Here is a 17,171-nt window from a genome sequence, read left to right as displayed (position 1 = left end):
CTGATGTGAACCCTCTGGTTCAGCTCGCGGCGGAAGAGGCGGAAAACCCCCTCATCCCGCCGATCCCCGAGCTGGTCATCGGTCTGATCGCCTTCGTCATCGTCTTCGGTTTCCTCGCGAAGAAGCTCCTCCCGAACATCAACAAGGTTCTGGAAGAGCGTCGCGAGACCATCGAGGGCGGTATCGAAAAGGCGGAAGCCGCTCAGACCGAGGCCCAGAGCGTGCTGGAGCAGTACAAGGCCCAGCTCGCCGAAGCCCGGCACGAGGCCGCGCGCCTGCGCCAGGAAGCGCTGGAGCAGGGCACTGCGCTCAAGGAAGAACTGCGCGCAGAGGGCCAGCGGCAGCGTGAGGAGATCATCGCTGCCGGCCACGCCCAGATCGCGGCCGACCGCAAGGCTGCCTCGCAGGCACTGCGTCAGGACGTGGGCAAGCTCGCCACCGACCTGGCCGGCAAGCTCGTCGGCGAGTCCCTTGAGGACGCCGCCCGGCAGAGCCGCACGATCGACCGCTTCCTCGGCGAGCTCGAGGAGAAGGCCGAGGCGGCCCGATGAACGGAGCGAGCCGCGAGGCGCTGGCCTCCGCGCGCGAGCGTCTCGACGCGCTGACGGACAACACGTCCGTCGACGCGGCGAAGCTCGCCGGTGAGCTGGCAGCCGTCACCGCGCTGCTCGACCGTGAGGTCTCGCTGCGTCGGGTCATCACGGACCCGGCGCAGTCCGGCGAGGCCAAGGCCGAGCTGGTGCGTCGACTGCTGGGTACCCAGGTCGACGGGGAGACCCTCGACCTGGTGTCGGGCATGGCCCGGTCCCGCTGGTCGCAGTCCCGCGACCTGGTGGACTCGCTCGAGGAGCTGGCGGCCACCGCCGACCTCACGGCGGCCCAGCAGACCGGCGCGCTCGACAACGTCGAGGACGAGCTGTTCCGCTTCGGCCGGATCGTCGCCTCGAACACCGAGCTGCGTGCCGCGCTGACCGACCGGGCGGCCACCGTCGCCGCCAAGAGCGAGCTGCTGCGCAGCCTGCTCGGCGGCAAGGCGGACGCCGTCACCGCGCGTCTCGTCACGCGTCTCGTCACGCACCCGCGTGGACGTAGCCTGGAAGCGGGACTCGAGTCCCTTTCCAAGCTCGCCGCTGAGCGCCGTGACCGCATGGTCGCCACCGTGACCAGCGCGGTTCCGCTCAGCGACGTGCAGAAGCAGCGTCTCGGCGCGGTGCTGGCCAAGCTGTACGGCCGCCAGATGCACCTGAACCTCGACGTGGACCCCGAGGTCCTCGGCGGGATCTCGGTGCGAGTCGGCGACGAGGTCATCGACGGCACCATCGCGGACCGCCTCGCCGAGGCGTCGCGCCGCATGGCCGGCTGACCAGCCACCAATAGAACAACGCATTTCCAGCGGCCCGGTTGGGCCGTGCAGAACTTGCAGAAGATTCCTGGGGGTCGCCCCCAGACCCCTAAGAAGCTTCAGGCCCAACAAGGAGAGCAGGGAACCCAGATGGCGGAGCTCACGATCCGGCCGGAGGAGATCCGGGACGCACTGGAGAACTTTGTCCAGTCGTACCAGCCGGACGCGGCCTCGCGCGAGGAGGTCGGAACGGTCAGCGTTGCCGGCGACGGCATCGCGAAGGTGGAGGGCCTGCCCTCCGCCATGGCGAACGAGCTGCTGAAGTTCGAGGACGGCACCCTCGGTCTCGCCCTCAACCTCGAGGAGCGCGAGATCGGTGCGGTCGTCCTCGGCGAGTTCAGCGGTATCGAGGAGGGCCAGCCGGTGCAGCGCACCGGTGAGGTGCTCTCCGTCGGCGTCGGCGAGGGCTACCTCGGCCGCGTCGTCGACCCGCTCGGCAACCCGATCGACGGTCTCGGCGAGATCGCGACCGAAGGCCGCCGCGCCCTCGAGCTGCAGGCCCCCGGCGTCATGGTCCGCAAGTCGGTCCACGAGCCGATGCAGACCGGCTACAAGGCGATCGACGCGATGGTGCCGGTCGGCCGTGGCCAGCGTCAGCTGATCATCGGTGACCGTCAGACCGGCAAGACCGCTCTTGCTGTCGACACGATCATCAACCAGCGCGACAACTGGCGCTCGGGCGACGTGAACAAGCAGGTCCGCTGCATCTACGTCGCCATCGGCCAGAAGGGCTCGACCATCGCGTCCGTTCGCGGCGCCCTGGAAGACGCCGGCGCGCTCGAGTACACGACGATCGTCGCCGCCCCGGCGTCCGACCCGGCCGGCTTCAAGTACCTGGCGCCGTACACCGGTTCGGCCATCGGCCAGCACTGGATGTACGCCGGCAAGCACGTCCTGATCATCTTCGACGACCTGTCGAAGCAGGCCGACGCCTACCGCGCCGTGTCGCTGCTGCTGCGCCGCCCGCCGGGCCGCGAGGCCTACCCGGGTGACGTCTTCTACCTGCACTCCCGTCTGCTGGAGCGCTGCGCGAAGCTGTCCGACGACATGGGTGCCGGTTCGATGACCGGTCTGCCGATCGTCGAGACCAAGGCGAACGACGTGTCGGCGTTCATCCCGACCAACGTCATCTCCATCACCGACGGCCAGTGCTTCCTGGAGTCCGACCTGTTCAACGCGGGCCAGCGCCCGGCGCTGAACGTCGGTATCTCGGTCTCCCGCGTCGGTGGCTCCGCCCAGCACAAGGCCATGAAGCAGGTTTCCGGCCGTCTGCGTCTGGACCTGGCCCAGTACCGTGAGCTGGAGGCGTTCGCCGCCTTCGGTTCCGACCTGGACGCCGCTTCGAAGTCTTCGCTGGAGCGCGGCAAGCGCCTGGTCGAGCTGCTGAAGCAGGGCCAGTACCAGCCCATGCCCGTCGAGGAGCAGGTCGTCTCCGTCTGGGCCGGTACCACCGGCAAGATGGACGACGTCCCGGTCAACGACATCCGCCGCTTCGAGTCGGAGCTGCTGGAGCACCTGCGCCGCGAGCGCAAGGACCTCCTGACCTCCATCGCGGACGGCGGCAAGATGTCGGACGACACCCTGTCCTCCATCGCGGACGCCATCGCCGGCTTCAAGCGCCAGTTCGAGACCTCGGACGGCAAGCTCCTGGGCGAGGACGCACCGGCCGTCAACGTCTCCAAGTGACGACGGAAGGGACCTGACTCATGGGAGCGCAGCTCCGGGTCTACAAGCGTCGCATCCGTGCCATCACGGCGACCAAGAAGATCACCAAGGCGATGGAGATGATCGCCGCCTCGCGCATCGTCAAGGCGCAGCGCAAGGTGGCGGCGTCGATGCCGTACGCGACCGAGCTCACCCGTGCGGTGACCGCGGTGGCGACCGGTTCGAACACCAAGCACGCCCTGACCACCGAGGCCGAGACGCCGACCCGTGCCGCGATCCTGCTCATCACGAGCGACCGCGGTCTGGCCGGCGGCTACTCCTCCAACGCCATCAAGCAGGCGGAGCGGCTCACCGAGCGGCTGCGCGGCGAGGGCAAGGAGGTCGACACCTACATCGTCGGCCGTAAGGGTCTGGCCTACTACGGCTTCCGCGAGCGCAAGGTCGCGGATTCGTGGACCGGCTTCACCGACAGCCCGGCCTACGCCGACGCCAAGCGCGTCGCCGGGCCGCTGATCGAGGCCATCCAGACGGAGACGGCCGAGGGCGGCGTCGACGAGCTGCACATCGTCTACACGGAATTCGTGTCGATGATGACGCAGAACCCGGTCGACGGCCGGATGCTGCCGCTCAGCCTCGACCAGGCTGCGGAGGAGAGCGGTACGAAGGGCGAGATCCGTCCGCTGTTCGACTTCGAGCCGTCGGCGGAGGACGTCCTCGACGCCCTTCTGCCGCGGTACGTCGAAAGCCGTATCTACAACGCACTGCTGCAGTCGGCCGCTTCCGAGCACGCCGCCCGCCGCCGCGCGATGAAGTCGGCCACCGACAACGCCGGGGATCTCATCAAGAGCCTCTCCCGGCTTGCCAACGCGGCCCGCCAGGCCGAAATCACCCAGGAAATCAGCGAGATCGTCGGTGGCGCGAGCGCCATGGCTGACGCGACCGCGGGGAGTGACAAGTAATGACGACCACTGCTCAGACGGCCGCCGCCACGGGCCGCGTCGCCCGGGTCATCGGCCCGGTCGTCGACGTGGAGTTCCCCGTCGACGCCATGCCCGAGATCTACAACGCGCTCAAGGTCCAGGTCGCCGACCCGGCCGAGGACGGCGCGCTGAAGACCCTGACCCTCGAGGTCGCGCAGCACCTGGGTGACGGTCTCGTCCGTACCATCTCGATGCAGCCGACCGACGGTCTGGTCCGCCAGGCCCCGGTGACCGACACGGGCGAGGGCATCACCGTCCCCGTCGGTGACTTCACCAAGGGCAAGGTGTTCAACACCCTCGGTGAGGTGCTGAACTACCCCGAGGCGAACGCCGAGGTCACCGAGCGCTGGCCGATCCACCGCAAGGCGCCCCGCTTCGACGAGCTCGAGTCGAAGACCGAGATGTTCGAGACCGGCGTCAAGGTCATCGACCTTCTCACCCCGTACGTCAAGGGTGGAAAGATCGGTCTGTTCGGTGGTGCCGGTGTCGGCAAGACCGTTCTGATCCAGGAAATGATCTACCGCGTCGCCAACAACCACGACGGTGTGTCGGTGTTCGCGGGCGTCGGTGAGCGTACCCGTGAGGGCAACGACCTCATCGAGGAAATGGCCGACTCCGGCGTCATCGACAAGACGGCGCTCGTCTTCGGCCAGATGGACGAGCCCCCGGGCACCCGTCTGCGCGTCGCGCTTGCCGGTCTGACCATGGCGGAGTACTTCCGCGATGTGCAGAAGCAGGACGTGCTCTTCTTCATCGACAACATCTTCCGGTACACCCAGGCGGGTTCCGAGGTGTCGACCCTGCTCGGCCGTATGCCCTCCGCGGTGGGTTACCAGCCGAACCTGGCCGACGAGATGGGTCTCCTCCAGGAGCGCATCACCTCGACCCGTGGTCACTCGATCACCTCGATGCAGGCGATCTACGTCCCCGCGGACGACCTGACCGACCCGGCGCCGGCGACCACCTTCGCCCACCTCGACGCGACGACGGTTCTTTCCCGTCCGATCTCCGAGAAGGGCATCTACCCGGCCGTGGACCCGCTGGACTCGACGTCCCGCATCCTCGACCCGCGGTACATCGCGGCGGACCACTACGCCACGGCGATGCGCGTCAAGGGGATCCTTCAGAAGTACAAGGACCTCCAGGACATCATCGCGATCCTCGGTATCGACGAGCTGGGCGAGGAGGACAAGCTCGTTGTCCACCGTGCCCGTCGTGTCGAGCGCTTCCTGTCGCAGAACACCCACGTGGCGAAGCAGTTCACCGGTGTGGACGGTTCGGACGTTCCGCTCGACGAGTCGATCGTCGCCTTCAACGCGATCTGCGATGGCGACTACGACCACTTCCCCGAGCAGGCGTTCTTCCTGTGCGGTGGCATCGAGGACCTGAAGGCCAACGCCAAGGAGCTGGGCGTCTCCTGAAGCCGCGCTCCTCGCGAGCACAGCTGACTGACGGAGAGGGGCGGGTGTGTCCCGTCCCTCTCCCCACGCCCATTAGAATTTGACCCAACACCCGGCTGACCCGCCGGGTGGTGACCCGAGGAGCCACCTTGGCTGCTGAGCTGCACGTCGAGCTGGTCGCGGCGGACCGCAATGTCTGGTCCGGCGAGGCCACCCTTGTTGTCGCCCGCACCACGTCCGGCGACATCGGCGTCATGCCCGGTCACCAGCCGCTTCTCGGTGTGCTGGAATCGGGCCCGGTGACCATCCGCACCAGCGACGGCGACACTGTCGTCGCCGCGGTGCACGGCGGTTTCATCTCGTTCGCGGACAACAAGCTGTCCCTGCTGGCCGAGATCGCCGAGCTTGCTGACGAGATTGACGTCCAGCGGGCGGAGCGGGCACTGGAGCGCGCGAAGTCGGAGGCCGATGCGGCCGCCGAGCGTCGCGCCGATGTCCGGCTGCGCGCGGTAACGGGGCACTGAGCCCCGTACCGAAGAGTGTGCGACCTCAGCCGCGGTCCGTGCTGGAATTTTCCAGACCGGGTCGCGGCTGAGGCGATGTACGTCCGTTTTTCGTTGGTGCGTATTCGATGAGCGAGGAGGTCGGTGAAGATGCTCCTCGCTCTGCTTGTGAGCGGCCTGGTCGTAGCCCTGGTGGTGATCGGGCTGTTTGTCTTCGGACTGCGCCGCAGACTCATCCAGCGTTCCGGCGGCACCTTCGACTGCAGCCTGCGCTGGGGCGTGTCCGAGGAGCCCGACATCTCCGGCAAGGGCTGGGTGTACGGGGTCGCCCGCTACAGCGGTGACCGCATCGAGTGGTTCCGCGTCTTCTCGTACTCCCCGCGGCCGCGCCGGCTGCTGGAGCGCTCCTCCATCGAGGTGGTCGCCCGCCGTGCCCCCGAGGGCGAGGAGGAGCTGGCGCTGCTGTCCGACGCCGTCGTGCTCGGCTGTGTCCACCGCGGGACCCGCCTGGAACTGGCGATGAGCGAGGACGCACTGACCGGTTTCCTGGCCTGGCTGGAGGCGGCACCTCCAGGCCAGAGGGTGAACGTGGCCTGACGCAGGCCGTATGACGTGAAGAAGCCGGGGAGACGGGGGGCGGACCCTGTCTCCCCGGCTTCGTCGTTCACCGGTCCGGTGCGTGGCCAAACTGGTTATGACTTCACTGGAGACCGGTGTGAACCGCGTTGGCGAGCTCGCCGTTCGCCGTGTCGCCGCTGAACTCCCAGTAGAAGGCGCCCCTGAGGCCCTGCTGCTTGGTCCAGCTCATCTTCCCGGCGATGGTGGCGGGGGTGTCGTAGCTCCACCAGTTGCTGCCGCACTTGGCGTAGGCCGTGCCGGCGACGGTCCCGGTGGCCGGGCAGCTGCCCTTCAGCACCTTGTAGTCCTCGATGCCCTGCTCGTAGGTGCCCTGTGCGGGCCCGGTGGCGGCGCCGCCCGGGGCGGCCTGCGTGACGCCGGTCCAGCCGCGGCCGTAGAAGCCGATGCCGAGGTTGAGCTTGGAGCCGGCGATGCCCTTGCCCTTGAGCTTGGTGACGGCGGCCTCGGAGTTGAAGCCGGCGATCGGGATGCCGGCGTACGAGGTGAGCGGGGAGTGCGGGGCGGTCGGGCCCTGGGCGTCCCACGCGCCGAAGAAGTCGTACGTCATGACGTTGTAGAAGTCGACGTACTGGGAGGCGCCCGCGTAATCGGCGAGGTCGAGCTTGCCGCCGTTGGAGCCGTCGGCGGAGATCGCGGCGGTCACCAGGTTGCTGCTGCCGAACTTGGTGCGCAGCGCGGACAGTACGTTCTTCAGGGAGGCGGCGCCGCTGGTGTCGCAGGACAGGCCGCAGGCGTTCGGGTACTCCCAGTCGATGTCGATGCCGTCGAAGACGTCCGCCCAGCGCGGGTCCTCGACCAGGCTGTAGCAGGAGTCGGCGAAGGCGGCCGGGTTCGCCGCGGCCTGGCCGAAGCCGCCGGACCAGGTCCAGCCGCCGAAGGACCACAGCACCTTGATGTTCGGGTACTTCGCCTTGAGCTTGCGCAGCTGGTTGAAGTTGCCGCGCAGCGGCTGGTCCCAGTTGTCGGCGACGCCGTCGACGCTCTGGTCGGCGGTGTAGGCCTTGTCGTAGTCGGCGTAGGCGTCACCGATGGTGCACTTGCCGCCCTGGACGTTGCCGAACGCGTAGTTGATGTGGGTGATCTTCGTGGCGGAGCCGGAGGTGTCCAGGTTCTTCACGTGGTAATTGCGCCCGTAGACGCCCCACTCGGTGAAGTAGCCGAGCTTGACCTTGCCGCCCGGGTCCGGGGGATTGTTGCCGCCGGTCGTGGTGACCGAGACGGAGCCGGAGGCCGGGCCCGTCTGGTCGGCGGTGTCGCGGGCGACGACGCTGTAGGTGTACGTCGTGCCCTTGGTCAGGCCGGAGTCGGCGTAGCTCGTGCCCGTGACGGTCGCGACCTTGGCGCCGCCGCGGTAGACGTCGTAGTTCTTGACGCCTTTGTCGTCGGTGGCCGCGGCCCAGCCGATGGTCAGCGAGGTGTTGGTGACCCCGCTGGCGGTGGGGGTGCCGGGGGCCGAGGGCGGGCTGTCGGTGGGGGTCGAGCCGCCGTCGCAGGAACCGCCGTTGACCTTGCAGCCGCTGGGGGCGCCGGAGCCGGCGCCGTTGAAGCCGAAGCTGATCGTGGCGCCGGGGGCGAGGGTGCCGTTCCAGCCGACGTTCTTGCCGGTCCAGTGGGTGCCGGAGCTGGTGACGGTGGCGTCCCAGGCGGAGGTGACCGTCGTGCCGGAGGGGTAGTCCCACTCCACGGTCCAGCTGGTGAGGGTGGTGGTGCCGGTGTTCTTCACCGTCCACTTGCCCTCGAAGCCGGTGCCCCAGTCGGAGACCTTCTGGTACGTGGCCGTCGCGGAGGCGGCGGCCTGGGCGGTGCCGGCCAGGGCCACGAGTCCGGCGATCGGCAGGGCGAAGGCGGCCACGGTCGCGGCGAGCCTTCTGAACAGACGGATGCGGGGTGGGGGTGCTGTGCTCAAGGGTGCTCCTCCGTAGGTCCGTCGTGGCCGTGGGGCCGATCACGACATGGGGGTGGGACCTGCGCCGCCCGTGAGCACGCTTGTCATGGCACGCTCACCACAGTTGCCGCGAGCGTAGAAAGGTCTGGACCAACCGTCAAGAGGTCCAGACCTTCACTCCAGGAGTCCGCTAGAGGCCCAACTCCTGGGCCAGTACGGCCGCCTGGACCCGGCTGCGCAGCTCGAGCTTCCCCAGCAGCCTGCTGACGTGCGTCTTCACCGTCGCCTCCGCCATCTGCAGCCGTACCGCGATCTCCGCGTTCGGCAGCCCCTCGCCCAGACAGCCGAGCACCTCCCGCTCCCGCCGCGTCAGCGAGGCCACCGCCGCGGCCTTCTCCGGCGCCACCGAGGCCTTCACGGGCCGCGGAGTCGCGAACTCGGCGATCAGCCGCCGGGTCACGGCCGGGGCGATCAGACCCTCCCCGCGCGCGACGGTCCGTACGGCCTCGATCAGCTCCGCCGCTTCCGCGTTCTTCAGCAGGAAGCCCGCGGCCCCCGCCCGCAGGGCGCCGAACACGTACTCGTCCAGGTCGAAGGTGGTCAGCACCAGGACGTCGGCCAGCCCCTCCGCAACCACCTGGCGGGTCGCCGACACCCCGTCGAGCCGCGGCATCTGCACGTCCATGAGGACGAGATCCGGCCGCAGCTCCCGCGCCAGGCGCACCGCCTCCTCCCCGTCCGCCGCCTCGCCCGCGACCTCGATGTCGCCCGCGCTGCGCAGGATCAGTACCAGGCCCGCCCGTACCGCGCTCTGGTCCTCGGCCACCACGACCCGGATGCTCATTCCGCCACCGCCTTCTCGTCCGCGGGCAGATCCGCCCGCACCAGCCACACCGATCCGTCCCGTCCCGCCGTGAACTCCCCGCCCAGCAGTTCCGTCCGCTCGCGCATGCCGATCAGCCCGGCTCCCGAGCCCGGGGCGCGGGGGCCCGGGCGGTTCCCGTACGGGGAGTCCACCCGTACGGTCAGCAGCCCCCCGGCCGCGCCGTCGCGGCTCACGCGGACCCGGACCGTGCCCGGGGCGGCGTGCTTGAGGGCGTTCGTCAGCGACTCCTGGACGATCCGGTACGCCGCCAGCTCCACGGGGGCCGGCAGCGGATCCCCGGGCGGCCGGTCGTCGAGGAGTACGAAGTCCAGCCCGCTCGCGGCGCCGTTGACACGGGCCTGCCCCAGCAGGGCGTCGAGCCCGTCGAGGGAGGGTGTGGCGGCCGCCTCCTGCTCCGCACCCGCTTCCCGCAGCAGCCCGATCAGCCGGCGCATCTCGGCCAGCCCCTGCACGCTGTTCTCCCGGATCACCCCGAGGGCCTCCCGGCTCGTCGCGGGGGAGTCGATGGAGAGCGCGGCGGTGGAGTGGATGGCGATGGCGGACAGGTGGTTGGCCACCATGTCGTGCAGCTCGCGGGCCATCCGGGCACGCTCGGCGACGACGGCCTGGCTGCGGTCCATCTCGGCCAGCAGCGCGGTCTGCTCGGCGCGCAGCCGGGCGGCCTCGGCGGCCTCGCGGTGGTTGCGCAGGGTGGCGCCGGTCAGGGCCGGGCCGAAGCACACGATGCCGGTGATCACGCCGATCATCAGGGCCTGCGGGGTGCGCAGCCAGGCCACGGAGGCGACGGTGACGGCGATGGTGATCAGGCCGGTTTGTACCGGGAGCCGCCGGGCCATGACGGGCGTGCCGTAGACGACGGCCGCGTACATCAGGTCCGTGAAGATCAGGACGGTGGCGAGGTTGCCCACGGTGAACTGGTCGGCGACCACCCCGAGGGTGCCGACCGCCAGGGTGACGCGGGGCGCGGTGCGACGCAGCAGCTCCATCGGGCCGAGCACGAGGAGCGGGACCAGGGCCGCCCAGGCGGGGAAGAAGTGCCGGTTGCTCGTGCTGTAGACGCCGAGCGACCAGAGCAGCAGGCCCGCGAGCACACTGAGCACCGCGAGGAGGACGTCGTCGCGGTGGGGGCGGAAGGTCCTGGCGGGCGCCGTGGCGGTGATGGTCGGGGTCACGGTCCTATCCAACAGGGTGGGGGGAGCACCGGGCGTCGCCGCGGGGGCGGAGACGGGGCGGCGTGGCACTACGCCGAAGGATGCAGTCACGGTTCGTCACCGGCGACGACGAAGGGGCACGGATCGGACGGGAGCCTGGATGCAGTGGTCGTCGCCTCGGACGTGCCGACCGGAAAGGAAGGGAGATTCCCGTGCTCGTCGCCCTGATCATCGCCTGCGAGATCGCGTTCTGGGTGCTGCTGGCCGGCGGACTGGCGCTGCGCTACCTCGCGAAGATGCCCCGGCTCGGGGCGGCTGTGCTGCTGTGCGAGCCGCTGCTGGAGCTGGTCCTGCTGGTGGTCACCACCCTGGACCTCAAGAACGGCGGCGAGCCGAGCTGGACGCACGGCCTCGCCGCGCTGTACATCGGCTACACCGTCGGCTACGGCCACTACACGGTGAAGTGGCTCGACCGGCACGCGGCGTACCGCTTCGGCGGGGGCCCGAAGCCGCCCGGCCCGAAGTACGGCAAGGCCAGGGCGGTCCACGAGTGGAAGCTGTGGACCCGCACCCTGGCCGGCGCGGCCGTCGCGCTCGGGCTGCTGCAGGCAGCGATCTGGTACGTGGGCGACGCGGCCGACACCGGCAGCCTGCAGACCTGGCAGTTCGCCGCCCTGCGGGCGCTCGGCATCCAGGCCGTGATCGCCACCACATACACGCTGTGGCCGCGCAAGGCCCCGGCGGCGGAACCGCAGGAGGGGCCGGCCGGGGTCAAGCGCTAGCGCTCGCCGCCCGGCACCCAGAGCACGTCCCCGACCTCCTTGTTGGCCGTACGGGCCAGAATGAACAGGAGGTCGGAGAGGCGGTTCAGGTAGGTCGCGGTCAGCGGGTTCATCACCTCGCCGTGCACCTCCAGCGCCGACCAGGTGGAACGCTCGGCGCGCCGGACCACCGTGCAGGCCTGGTGCAGGAGGGCCGCGCCGGGGGTGCCGCCGGGGAGGATGAAGCTGCGGAGCTTCTCCAGCTGCTCGTTGAAGAGGTCGCAGTCCGCCTCGAGCTTGTCGATGTAGAACTGCTCGACGCGCAGCGGCGGGTACTCGGGGTTCTCGACGACCGGGGTGCACAGGTCGGCACCGACGTCGAACAGGTCGTTCTGCACCCGTACCAGGACCTTCACGACATCCGTCGGCAGGCCGCCGAGAGCGATCGCCGTGCCGATGGCCGCGTTGGCCTCGTTGGCGTCGGCGTAGGCGGAGATCCGCAGGTCGGTCTTGGCCGTACGGCTCATGTCGCCGAGGGCGGTCGTGCCCTTGTCGCCGGTACGGGTGTAGATACGCGTGAGGTTCACCATGCGGCCAGCGTAGTGAGCCGCGGCGCCGAGTGCGGCTCCGCCCCGGCCCTGGGGCTCCCGCCCCGGGATCCCCGGCGTTCGAGGCGCTGGGCTCCGCCGGGCGGCGTCCGGCGGAGCGGGAGGCTGCGCGACTGCGGGCGATCGGGGCCCGGTTGGCGGGAGCGGGCGGCTCGGCCGGACCGGTGTGATGTCCGTCAGTTGAGACGTGACGCGTGTTACTTCGCGGTCACACGACCCCGCGCGAGCGCTAGTCTCCGCCGGAGAGGCTACGAAGCTGGGCCGAATTGAAGAACGTGGGGTGTGCAGTGGCTGGGAAGCTCGCCGTCATCGGTGCCGGACTGATGGGTTCCGGAATTGCTCAGGTCTCCGCTCAGGCGGGGTGGGACGTCGTACTGCGTGATGTCACCGATGCCGCGCTGACCCGCGGTACCGACGGGATCAAGGCCTCGTACGACAAGTTCGTCTCCAAGGGCAAGATGACGGCCGAGGACGCCGAGGCCGCGCTCGCCCGCATCACGACGACCACCGACCTCGACGCCGTCGCCGACGTCGACATCGTCGTCGAGGCCGTCTTCGAGAAGCTCGAGGTCAAGCACGAGATCTTCCGCACGCTCGACAAGCTCGTACGGGACGACGCGATCCTCGCGTCCAACACCTCCGCCATCCCGATCACCAAGATCGCGGCCGTGACGGAGCGTCCGGAGCGGGTCGTCGGCGCGCACTTCTTCTCGCCCGTCCCGATGATGCAGCTCTGCGAGCTCGTCCGCGGCTACAAGACGAGCGACGAGACCCTCGCGGCCACGCGGGCGTTCGCCGAGTCCGTCGGCAAGACCTGCATCGTCGTCAACCGCGACGTCGCCGGTTTCGTGACGACCCGTCTGATCTCCGCCCTGGTCGTGGAAGCCGCGAAACTGTACGAATCGGGCGTGGCCTCCGCCGAGGACATCGACATCGCCTGCAAGCTGGGCTTCGGCCACGCCATGGGGCCGCTCGCCACCGCCGACCTCACCGGCGTCGACATCCTGCTGCACGCCACCAGCAACATCTACACCGAGTCCCAGGACGAGAAGTTCGCACCGCCGGAGCTCATGCGCCGGATGGTGGACGCCGGTGACATCGGCCGCAAGAGCGGGCAGGGCTTCTACAAGCACTGAGCCGCCGAGCCGTCCGGGCGCCGAGTCTTTGGGCGCCAGTTCGAATATCTGCACCCGCACGGGTGAATTAGGTATCGGTTCGCTCACGGTCGGCAACTTCCCTGCCCGCACGGCAGTCAGTTGCAGTGAGAGTTGCCGACCACGGACCAGTCGGATCCTACGTACCCAGGACTGCCGGGAGCGCATATGCACATCAGGGGCGACCACGCCGAACTCGCTGTCGGGGGCCGCCTCGACGTGCGCAGCGCGGCGGACGCCCGTACGGCCCTGCACACCGCCCTCGACGACGGCCACGGCGATCTCGTGCTCGACCTCACCGGGCTCGACTCCTGGGACGCGACCGGGCTCGGCGTGATCATGGGAGCCCACCGGCGGGCCGGCCGGACCGGCCGCCGCCTCGTCCTGCGCGGAGTACCGCCGCAGATGCAGCGGCTCCTCGTCGCCACCCGGCTGCACCGCATCCTCGCGATCGAGGGCGGCCTGGAAGCGGAATCCCTCCCGCGGGTCTGATGTGGTCCGCCGCCCACGTTTCCTGCGGAAACGTAACGGTCCGGTGGTGAAGGCACCCCTGCGGTTCCCCGTATGACCGGGCACCGTCTAGGGTTCGGGCGGAAACCGGACCCGTAGCGACAGCGGAATGTGCGAAGGCCGGACGGTACGACACGACGGCGACGGCGCAGGGCGCGATCGGGGGACCAGGTCATGGACCGCACACAGGGGCAGGCCGAACCGGTGGAGCAGCCCGCGACGGCGCCTGCGTCCCCCGCGACGGCTTCCGCGGCAGCCGGACCGGCCGCCGCCTCCGCTCCCGGCCCCGTCGCGCGGATCGTCACGCTCACCGCCGGGGACTTCACGCTGACCGTGAACCCCGTCGACGGCAGCGAGATCGAGCCGCGCCGCCCCGGCACCGGCGGCACTGCCCCCGCCAAGCGCGACGCCGCCGACCGCAGCGCCCGGGACGCCGCCGCACGGCCGCCCGCCCTGCCCGGACCCGCCGCCCCGGCCCCGCCGCTCCTCGCGCGCGAGGAGGAGCGGGAGCGGCTCGTACGGCTGCTGGGACGCGGCCGTTCCGTACGGCTGACCGGACCCGCCGGATCCGGCCGCAGCGCCCTGCTCGACGCGGTCGCCGCCGACTGCACGGGCCTGGCGCCCGACGGCGTCATACGGCTCAGCGGGTACGGGCACCAGCAGGCCGGCGAGCTGCTGCACGCGCTGTACGCCGCCGTGTACGAGGCCTCGGCGGAGCGGCCCGAGCGGACCCAACTCCTGGCCCGCGTACGGGACATCGGCGCCATCGTGCTTCTCGACGACCTGGAGATGGGCGGCAGCGCCCTCGACGAGCTGCTGCGTGCCACGCCCGAGTGCGCGTACCTGCTGGCCGCCACCCCGGACACCCGCGCCCCCTCCGACGACTCGCACCTCGAGGAGGTCTTCCTCGGCGGCCTCGGCCGGGCCGACTGCGTGGAGCTGCTCGAGGCGGGCACAGGACGGCCGCTGACGGAGGAGGAGACCGCCTGGGCGGGAGACCTGCGGTTCGCGTCCGAGGGGCTGCCGCTGCGCTTCGTACAGGCCGCGGCACTGCTGCGCCAGCGCGACGAGCGCAACCAGTCCTCCGCCGAGGACGACGACGATGAGCCCGGCGTCTTCGAGGAGCGGCCGCGCGACGCCGCGTTCGTGGCGCTGCCGACGCTGTCCGAGGGCGCGGCCCCCGCCGAGCTGCTGGCCTCCCGGGTCAGCGAGTCGGCCCGGGCGGCGCTGCGGATCGCGTGCGCGCTGGGCGGGGAGATGCCGCACCACGCCCACCTGCCGGCGCTCGTGGGGGACACCCACGCCGACGCGGCGGTCGCGGAACTGCTGGGCTGCGGACTGCTCACCCCGGTCGGCACGCGCTACCGGCTGGCCGCCGGGGTCGCACGGCAGCTGGAGGAGGCCGAGTTCGCGGACACCGCGGCGGAGGAGGCCCGTACGGCCGCCCGCCACTACGCCTGGTGGACCGGACACGCCTCGGTGACCCCGGAGCGGGTCGCCTCGGAGGCCGACGCGGTGCTGGCGGCGCTGGCCGGCGCCGATGTGGTGGCCGCCGTACTGCTGGCCCGGACCGCGGCCCCGGCGTTCGCGGCCTCGCGGCACTGGGAGGCGTGGGAGCGGGTGCTGCGCTCCGGGGCCGAGGCCGCGCGCAAGGCGGGAGAGGTCGCGGAGCAGGCGTACTTCCACCACGAGCTCGGCGTGCTCGCGCTGTGCGAGGGGCGGTTGGACCGGGCGCGGGCCGAGCTGGAGGCGTCGATAGGCCTGAAGGGTGCTCTCGCCGACAAGCGGGGCACGGTGGCCGGGCGGCGGGCGCTCGCGCTGGTCACGGACCGCGAGAAGGCGGGCGTGGAGGTGTCGCCGCCGCTGCGGCTGGAGCCGCCGGTGGCTGCGGCGTCAGGGACGGCGTCCGAAGCGGTGACGACTGCGGTGCCGGCGGTGTCGAAGACGGCGCCGACGACTGCGGTGGCTGCGGTGGCACCCGTCGTGCCGGTGATCGGGCGGGCGGCGGCGCCGACGACGCTGTCGGAGGTGTTCGAGGAGGCCTTCCCCCTCGACCCGAAGCCGGCGGTGGCCGCGCCGGTCGTGGCCGCGCCGGTGCGGGCTGCGGAGCCGCGCCGGAAGCCCGTGCTGCTGGCGGCGGCGGGAGCGCTGACGGTGGTGGTGCTGGGCACGGTGGTGAGCCTGGCGATGTCGGGCTCGGACCCCGAGACCCCGGCGGGCGGGGTCGGCCCGGCGGTGTCCTCGACGCCGACGGCGGGGACTTCGGGCGGTGCGGGCAGCGTGCCGGGGACGGGCGGGAACGATCCTGCACCGGATCCCGGGACGACGGCTCCGGACGCTTCGGAGCCGGCCGCCCCGGAGCCGGGCCTCAGCCCTGACCCGAACCAGTCGCCGCGCACCCCGTCGCGCAAGCCGTCGTCGACGCAGCCGTCGCGCACGCCGTCTTCGACGGGGCCGACGGGCACGTCCTCGAACCCGGTGCCGACGCCGACCGTGACGGAGCCGACGACACCTCCGGTGCCGACCCCGACACCGACCCCGACGAGCACGACCCCGGCCAACCCGTCCGCGACGGCCTAAGCGTGGCCTAAGCGGCCTCGGTGGAGTGGGGTGCGTTTTCGCGTCGTGCGGTGCGGTGCATCGCACGACGGAGCGGCACGCTTGTACGGGACGTACCAGGGTGCTGCGACAACGCGGCGAGGCGCCGTGCCGGGCGGCGCGGGGGCGTGCCCCACTCCACCGAGGCCGCCTAGCCCGGGGATCCCGGGGCGGGAGCCCCACGGCGACCGCGGAGCCACCGCAAGCGGCTCAGGATCCGGTGCCGCGGACCGAGCCGGTGCTCGAACCGCTGGGGTCGGCCACGAAGCAGGTGACCTTGTGGTGGCCGACGTCCCAGCTGCTGGACTGCGGGACGGAGTAGTAGGTCTCCAGCGATTCCGGGAGCTCCGCGCCCGTGCCCAGGTAATCGGTGAGCGCCGTGCTGTCGCACTTCTTCTCGGCGGTCGAGTTGACCTCGTCCTTGCCCGGGAACGGCCCGTCCTCCAAGTCGAAGACGGCGTACGCCTCCCCCTTGTGAGGCTGGTCGCAGGGCACGATCGTCACCGAGAGGGAGGCCTTGGTGTCCTTCTGGCCCTCCGGCATTTTGTCGTCCGTGTTGAAGCAGTCCCCCATGCGGATGTCCTGGAGCTCGCCGGAGCCGGCGGCGGTGACCTTGCCGCTGCCGTCGCGCTCCGGCCCGTCGTCCAGCATTCCGGTGAGCCCGAGCGCCAGCCCGAGGAACACGAGAGTCAGGCCGTGGATGACGATGGCCGCGATGGCGAAGCCCCTGCCCTTCTCGCCGCGCTCGCGGATCTGGGAGAGGGCGACGAAGCCGAGGATCAGCGGGACCAGCGGTATCGCGCAGATGACCGACATGACGAATGCCACGACGGCCATCGTGTTGGTCTTCTGGGACGTCGGCGGCGCGTGCCAGCCCTGCTGTCCGCCATACGGTCCGGGCTGCCCCGGCTGCCCGGGCTGTCCGGACTGCCCCTGCTGTCCCCACTGCGGGTACGGCTCGGGGGATGACGGCGGTTGCGGTGGTGTGGACATGCGCGTTGCCCTCCTTGTGCAGAAGGTGAGACGCAG

At 70.7% G+C, this 17,171-nt stretch carries 16 protein-coding genes; 11 read left to right on the top strand and 5 right to left on the bottom strand.

Features of this window, described 5'->3' with window-relative positions:
• The first annotated feature begins 5 nt into the window (after window positions 1-5).
• The 7 genes from AB0M76_RS09920 (at window position 6) to AB0M76_RS09890 (ending at window position 6,547) form a co-directional block, all read left to right on the top strand.
• Complete coding sequence (locus AB0M76_RS09920; RefSeq protein ID WP_365952405.1) at window positions 6-551, top strand: F0F1 ATP synthase subunit B; 546 nt, start codon at window positions 6-8, stop codon at window positions 549-551.
• Window positions 548-1,363, top strand: coding sequence for a F0F1 ATP synthase subunit delta (locus AB0M76_RS09915; protein ID WP_365952404.1), 816 nt, complete (start codon window positions 548-550; stop codon window positions 1,361-1,363). Before AB0M76_RS09920 ends, AB0M76_RS09915 begins: the two co-directional genes overlap by 4 nt.
• Window positions 1,364-1,492: 129 nt before the next feature.
• The gene (gene atpA / locus AB0M76_RS09910; protein WP_266663685.1) at window positions 1,493-3,088 is read left to right on the top strand and encodes a F0F1 ATP synthase subunit alpha; all 1,596 of its coding nucleotides are present in this window, start codon (window positions 1,493-1,495) and stop codon (window positions 3,086-3,088) included.
• A 20-nt stretch (window positions 3,089-3,108) separates the two neighbouring features.
• On the top strand, window positions 3,109-4,026 hold the full coding sequence (locus AB0M76_RS09905) for a F0F1 ATP synthase subunit gamma (protein WP_365952403.1): 918 nt from the start codon (window positions 3,109-3,111) through the stop codon (window positions 4,024-4,026).
• A complete protein-coding gene (atpD, locus tag AB0M76_RS09900; RefSeq protein WP_365952402.1) occupies window positions 4,026-5,468 on the top strand; it encodes a F0F1 ATP synthase subunit beta in 1,443 nt (480 codons plus the stop codon). Before AB0M76_RS09905 ends, atpD begins: the two co-directional genes overlap by 1 nt.
• Window positions 5,469-5,596: 128 nt before the next feature.
• Window positions 5,597-5,971: a F0F1 ATP synthase subunit epsilon gene (locus tag AB0M76_RS09895; RefSeq protein ID WP_365952401.1), complete on the top strand. Its 375-nt coding sequence runs from the start codon at window positions 5,597-5,599 to the stop codon at window positions 5,969-5,971.
• 129 nt (window positions 5,972-6,100) lie between these two features.
• Window positions 6,101-6,547 carry a DUF2550 domain-containing protein gene (locus tag AB0M76_RS09890; RefSeq protein ID WP_030295266.1) on the top strand — a complete coding sequence of 149 codons (447 nt, stop codon included), beginning with the start codon at window positions 6,101-6,103 and terminating at the stop codon, window positions 6,545-6,547.
• A gap of 103 nt (window positions 6,548-6,650) precedes the next feature.
• Here AB0M76_RS09890 and AB0M76_RS09885 read toward each other — a convergent pair whose 3' ends face one another.
• The 3 genes from AB0M76_RS09885 to AB0M76_RS09875 form a co-directional block, all read right to left on the bottom strand.
• Complete coding sequence (locus AB0M76_RS09885; protein ID WP_365952747.1) at window positions 6,651-8,471, bottom strand: glycoside hydrolase family 18 chitinase; 1,821 nt, start codon at window positions 8,469-8,471, stop codon at window positions 6,651-6,653.
• A 193-nt stretch (window positions 8,472-8,664) separates the two neighbouring features.
• Window positions 8,665-9,318: a response regulator transcription factor gene (locus AB0M76_RS09880; RefSeq protein ID WP_365952400.1), complete on the bottom strand. Its 654-nt coding sequence runs from the start codon at window positions 9,316-9,318 to the stop codon at window positions 8,665-8,667.
• Window positions 9,315-10,532 carry a histidine kinase gene (locus AB0M76_RS09875; protein WP_365952399.1) on the bottom strand — a complete coding sequence of 406 codons (1,218 nt, stop codon included), beginning with the start codon at window positions 10,530-10,532 and terminating at the stop codon, window positions 9,315-9,317. The genes AB0M76_RS09880 and AB0M76_RS09875 overlap by 4 nt, the downstream gene beginning before the upstream one ends.
• Window positions 10,533-10,723: 191 nt before the next feature.
• Between AB0M76_RS09875 and AB0M76_RS09870 the strand changes: the two genes are divergently transcribed.
• A complete protein-coding gene (locus AB0M76_RS09870; protein WP_365952398.1) occupies window positions 10,724-11,293 on the top strand; it encodes a hypothetical protein in 570 nt (189 codons plus the stop codon).
• Here AB0M76_RS09870 and AB0M76_RS09865 read toward each other — a convergent pair.
• Window positions 11,290-11,862: a cob(I)yrinic acid a,c-diamide adenosyltransferase gene (locus AB0M76_RS09865; RefSeq protein ID WP_365952397.1), complete on the bottom strand. Its 573-nt coding sequence runs from the start codon at window positions 11,860-11,862 to the stop codon at window positions 11,290-11,292. The genes AB0M76_RS09870 and AB0M76_RS09865 overlap by 4 nt on opposite strands.
• Window positions 11,863-12,167: 305 nt before the next feature.
• Here AB0M76_RS09865 and AB0M76_RS09860 point away from each other — a divergent pair, with 305 nt between their 5' ends.
• The 3 genes from AB0M76_RS09860 (at window position 12,168) to AB0M76_RS09850 (ending at window position 16,124) form a co-directional block, all read left to right on the top strand.
• Window positions 12,168-13,016, top strand: coding sequence for a 3-hydroxyacyl-CoA dehydrogenase family protein (locus AB0M76_RS09860; protein WP_030295254.1), 849 nt, complete (start codon window positions 12,168-12,170; stop codon window positions 13,014-13,016).
• Between the two features lie 186 nt (window positions 13,017-13,202).
• Window positions 13,203-13,526: an STAS domain-containing protein gene (locus AB0M76_RS09855; protein ID WP_030153791.1), complete on the top strand. Its 324-nt coding sequence runs from the start codon at window positions 13,203-13,205 to the stop codon at window positions 13,524-13,526.
• A gap of 192 nt (window positions 13,527-13,718) precedes the next feature.
• On the top strand, window positions 13,719-16,124 hold the full coding sequence (locus AB0M76_RS09850; RefSeq protein WP_365952396.1) for an ATP-binding protein: 2,406 nt from the start codon (window positions 13,719-13,721) through the stop codon (window positions 16,122-16,124).
• Between the two features lie 228 nt (window positions 16,125-16,352).
• Here AB0M76_RS09850 and AB0M76_RS09845 read toward each other — a convergent pair whose 3' ends face one another.
• Window positions 16,353-17,135 carry a DUF4190 domain-containing protein gene (locus AB0M76_RS09845; protein WP_365952395.1) on the bottom strand — a complete coding sequence of 261 codons (783 nt, stop codon included), beginning with the start codon at window positions 17,133-17,135 and terminating at the stop codon, window positions 16,353-16,355.
• Window positions 17,136-17,171 lie beyond the last annotated feature (36 nt).

The organism is Streptomyces sp. NPDC051364 (genome assembly GCF_040682115.1).
Taxonomy (GTDB): domain Bacteria; phylum Actinomycetota; class Actinomycetes; order Streptomycetales; family Streptomycetaceae; genus Streptomyces.
This window is presented reverse-complemented; position numbering and strand designations above follow the sequence as displayed.

Excerpts from the sequence above, each read along its gene's own strand:
- AB0M76_RS09915 (WP_365952404.1), top strand. The coding sequence starts at position 548 with ATGAACGGAGCGAGCCGCGAGGCGCTGGCCTCCGCGCGCGAGCGTCTC.
- atpA (WP_266663685.1), top strand. The coding sequence starts at position 1,493 with ATGGCGGAGCTCACGATCCGGCCGGAGGAGATCCGGGACGCACTGGAG.
- AB0M76_RS09905 (WP_365952403.1), top strand. The coding sequence starts at position 3,109 with ATGGGAGCGCAGCTCCGGGTCTACAAGCGTCGCATCCGTGCCATCACG.
- atpD (WP_365952402.1), top strand. The coding sequence starts at position 4,026 with ATGACGACCACTGCTCAGACGGCCGCCGCCACGGGCCGCGTCGCCCGG.
- AB0M76_RS09890 (WP_030295266.1), top strand. The coding sequence starts at position 6,101 with ATGCTCCTCGCTCTGCTTGTGAGCGGCCTGGTCGTAGCCCTGGTGGTG.
- AB0M76_RS09880 (WP_365952400.1), bottom strand. The coding sequence starts at position 9,318 with ATGAGCATCCGGGTCGTGGTGGCCGAGGACCAGAGCGCGGTACGGGCG.
- AB0M76_RS09865 (WP_365952397.1), bottom strand. The coding sequence starts at position 11,862 with ATGGTGAACCTCACGCGTATCTACACCCGTACCGGCGACAAGGGCACG.
- AB0M76_RS09855 (WP_030153791.1), top strand. The coding sequence starts at position 13,203 with ATGCACATCAGGGGCGACCACGCCGAACTCGCTGTCGGGGGCCGCCTC.
- AB0M76_RS09850 (WP_365952396.1), top strand. The coding sequence starts at position 13,719 with ATGGACCGCACACAGGGGCAGGCCGAACCGGTGGAGCAGCCCGCGACG.
- AB0M76_RS09845 (WP_365952395.1), bottom strand. The coding sequence starts at position 17,135 with ATGTCCACACCACCGCAACCGCCGTCATCCCCCGAGCCGTACCCGCAG.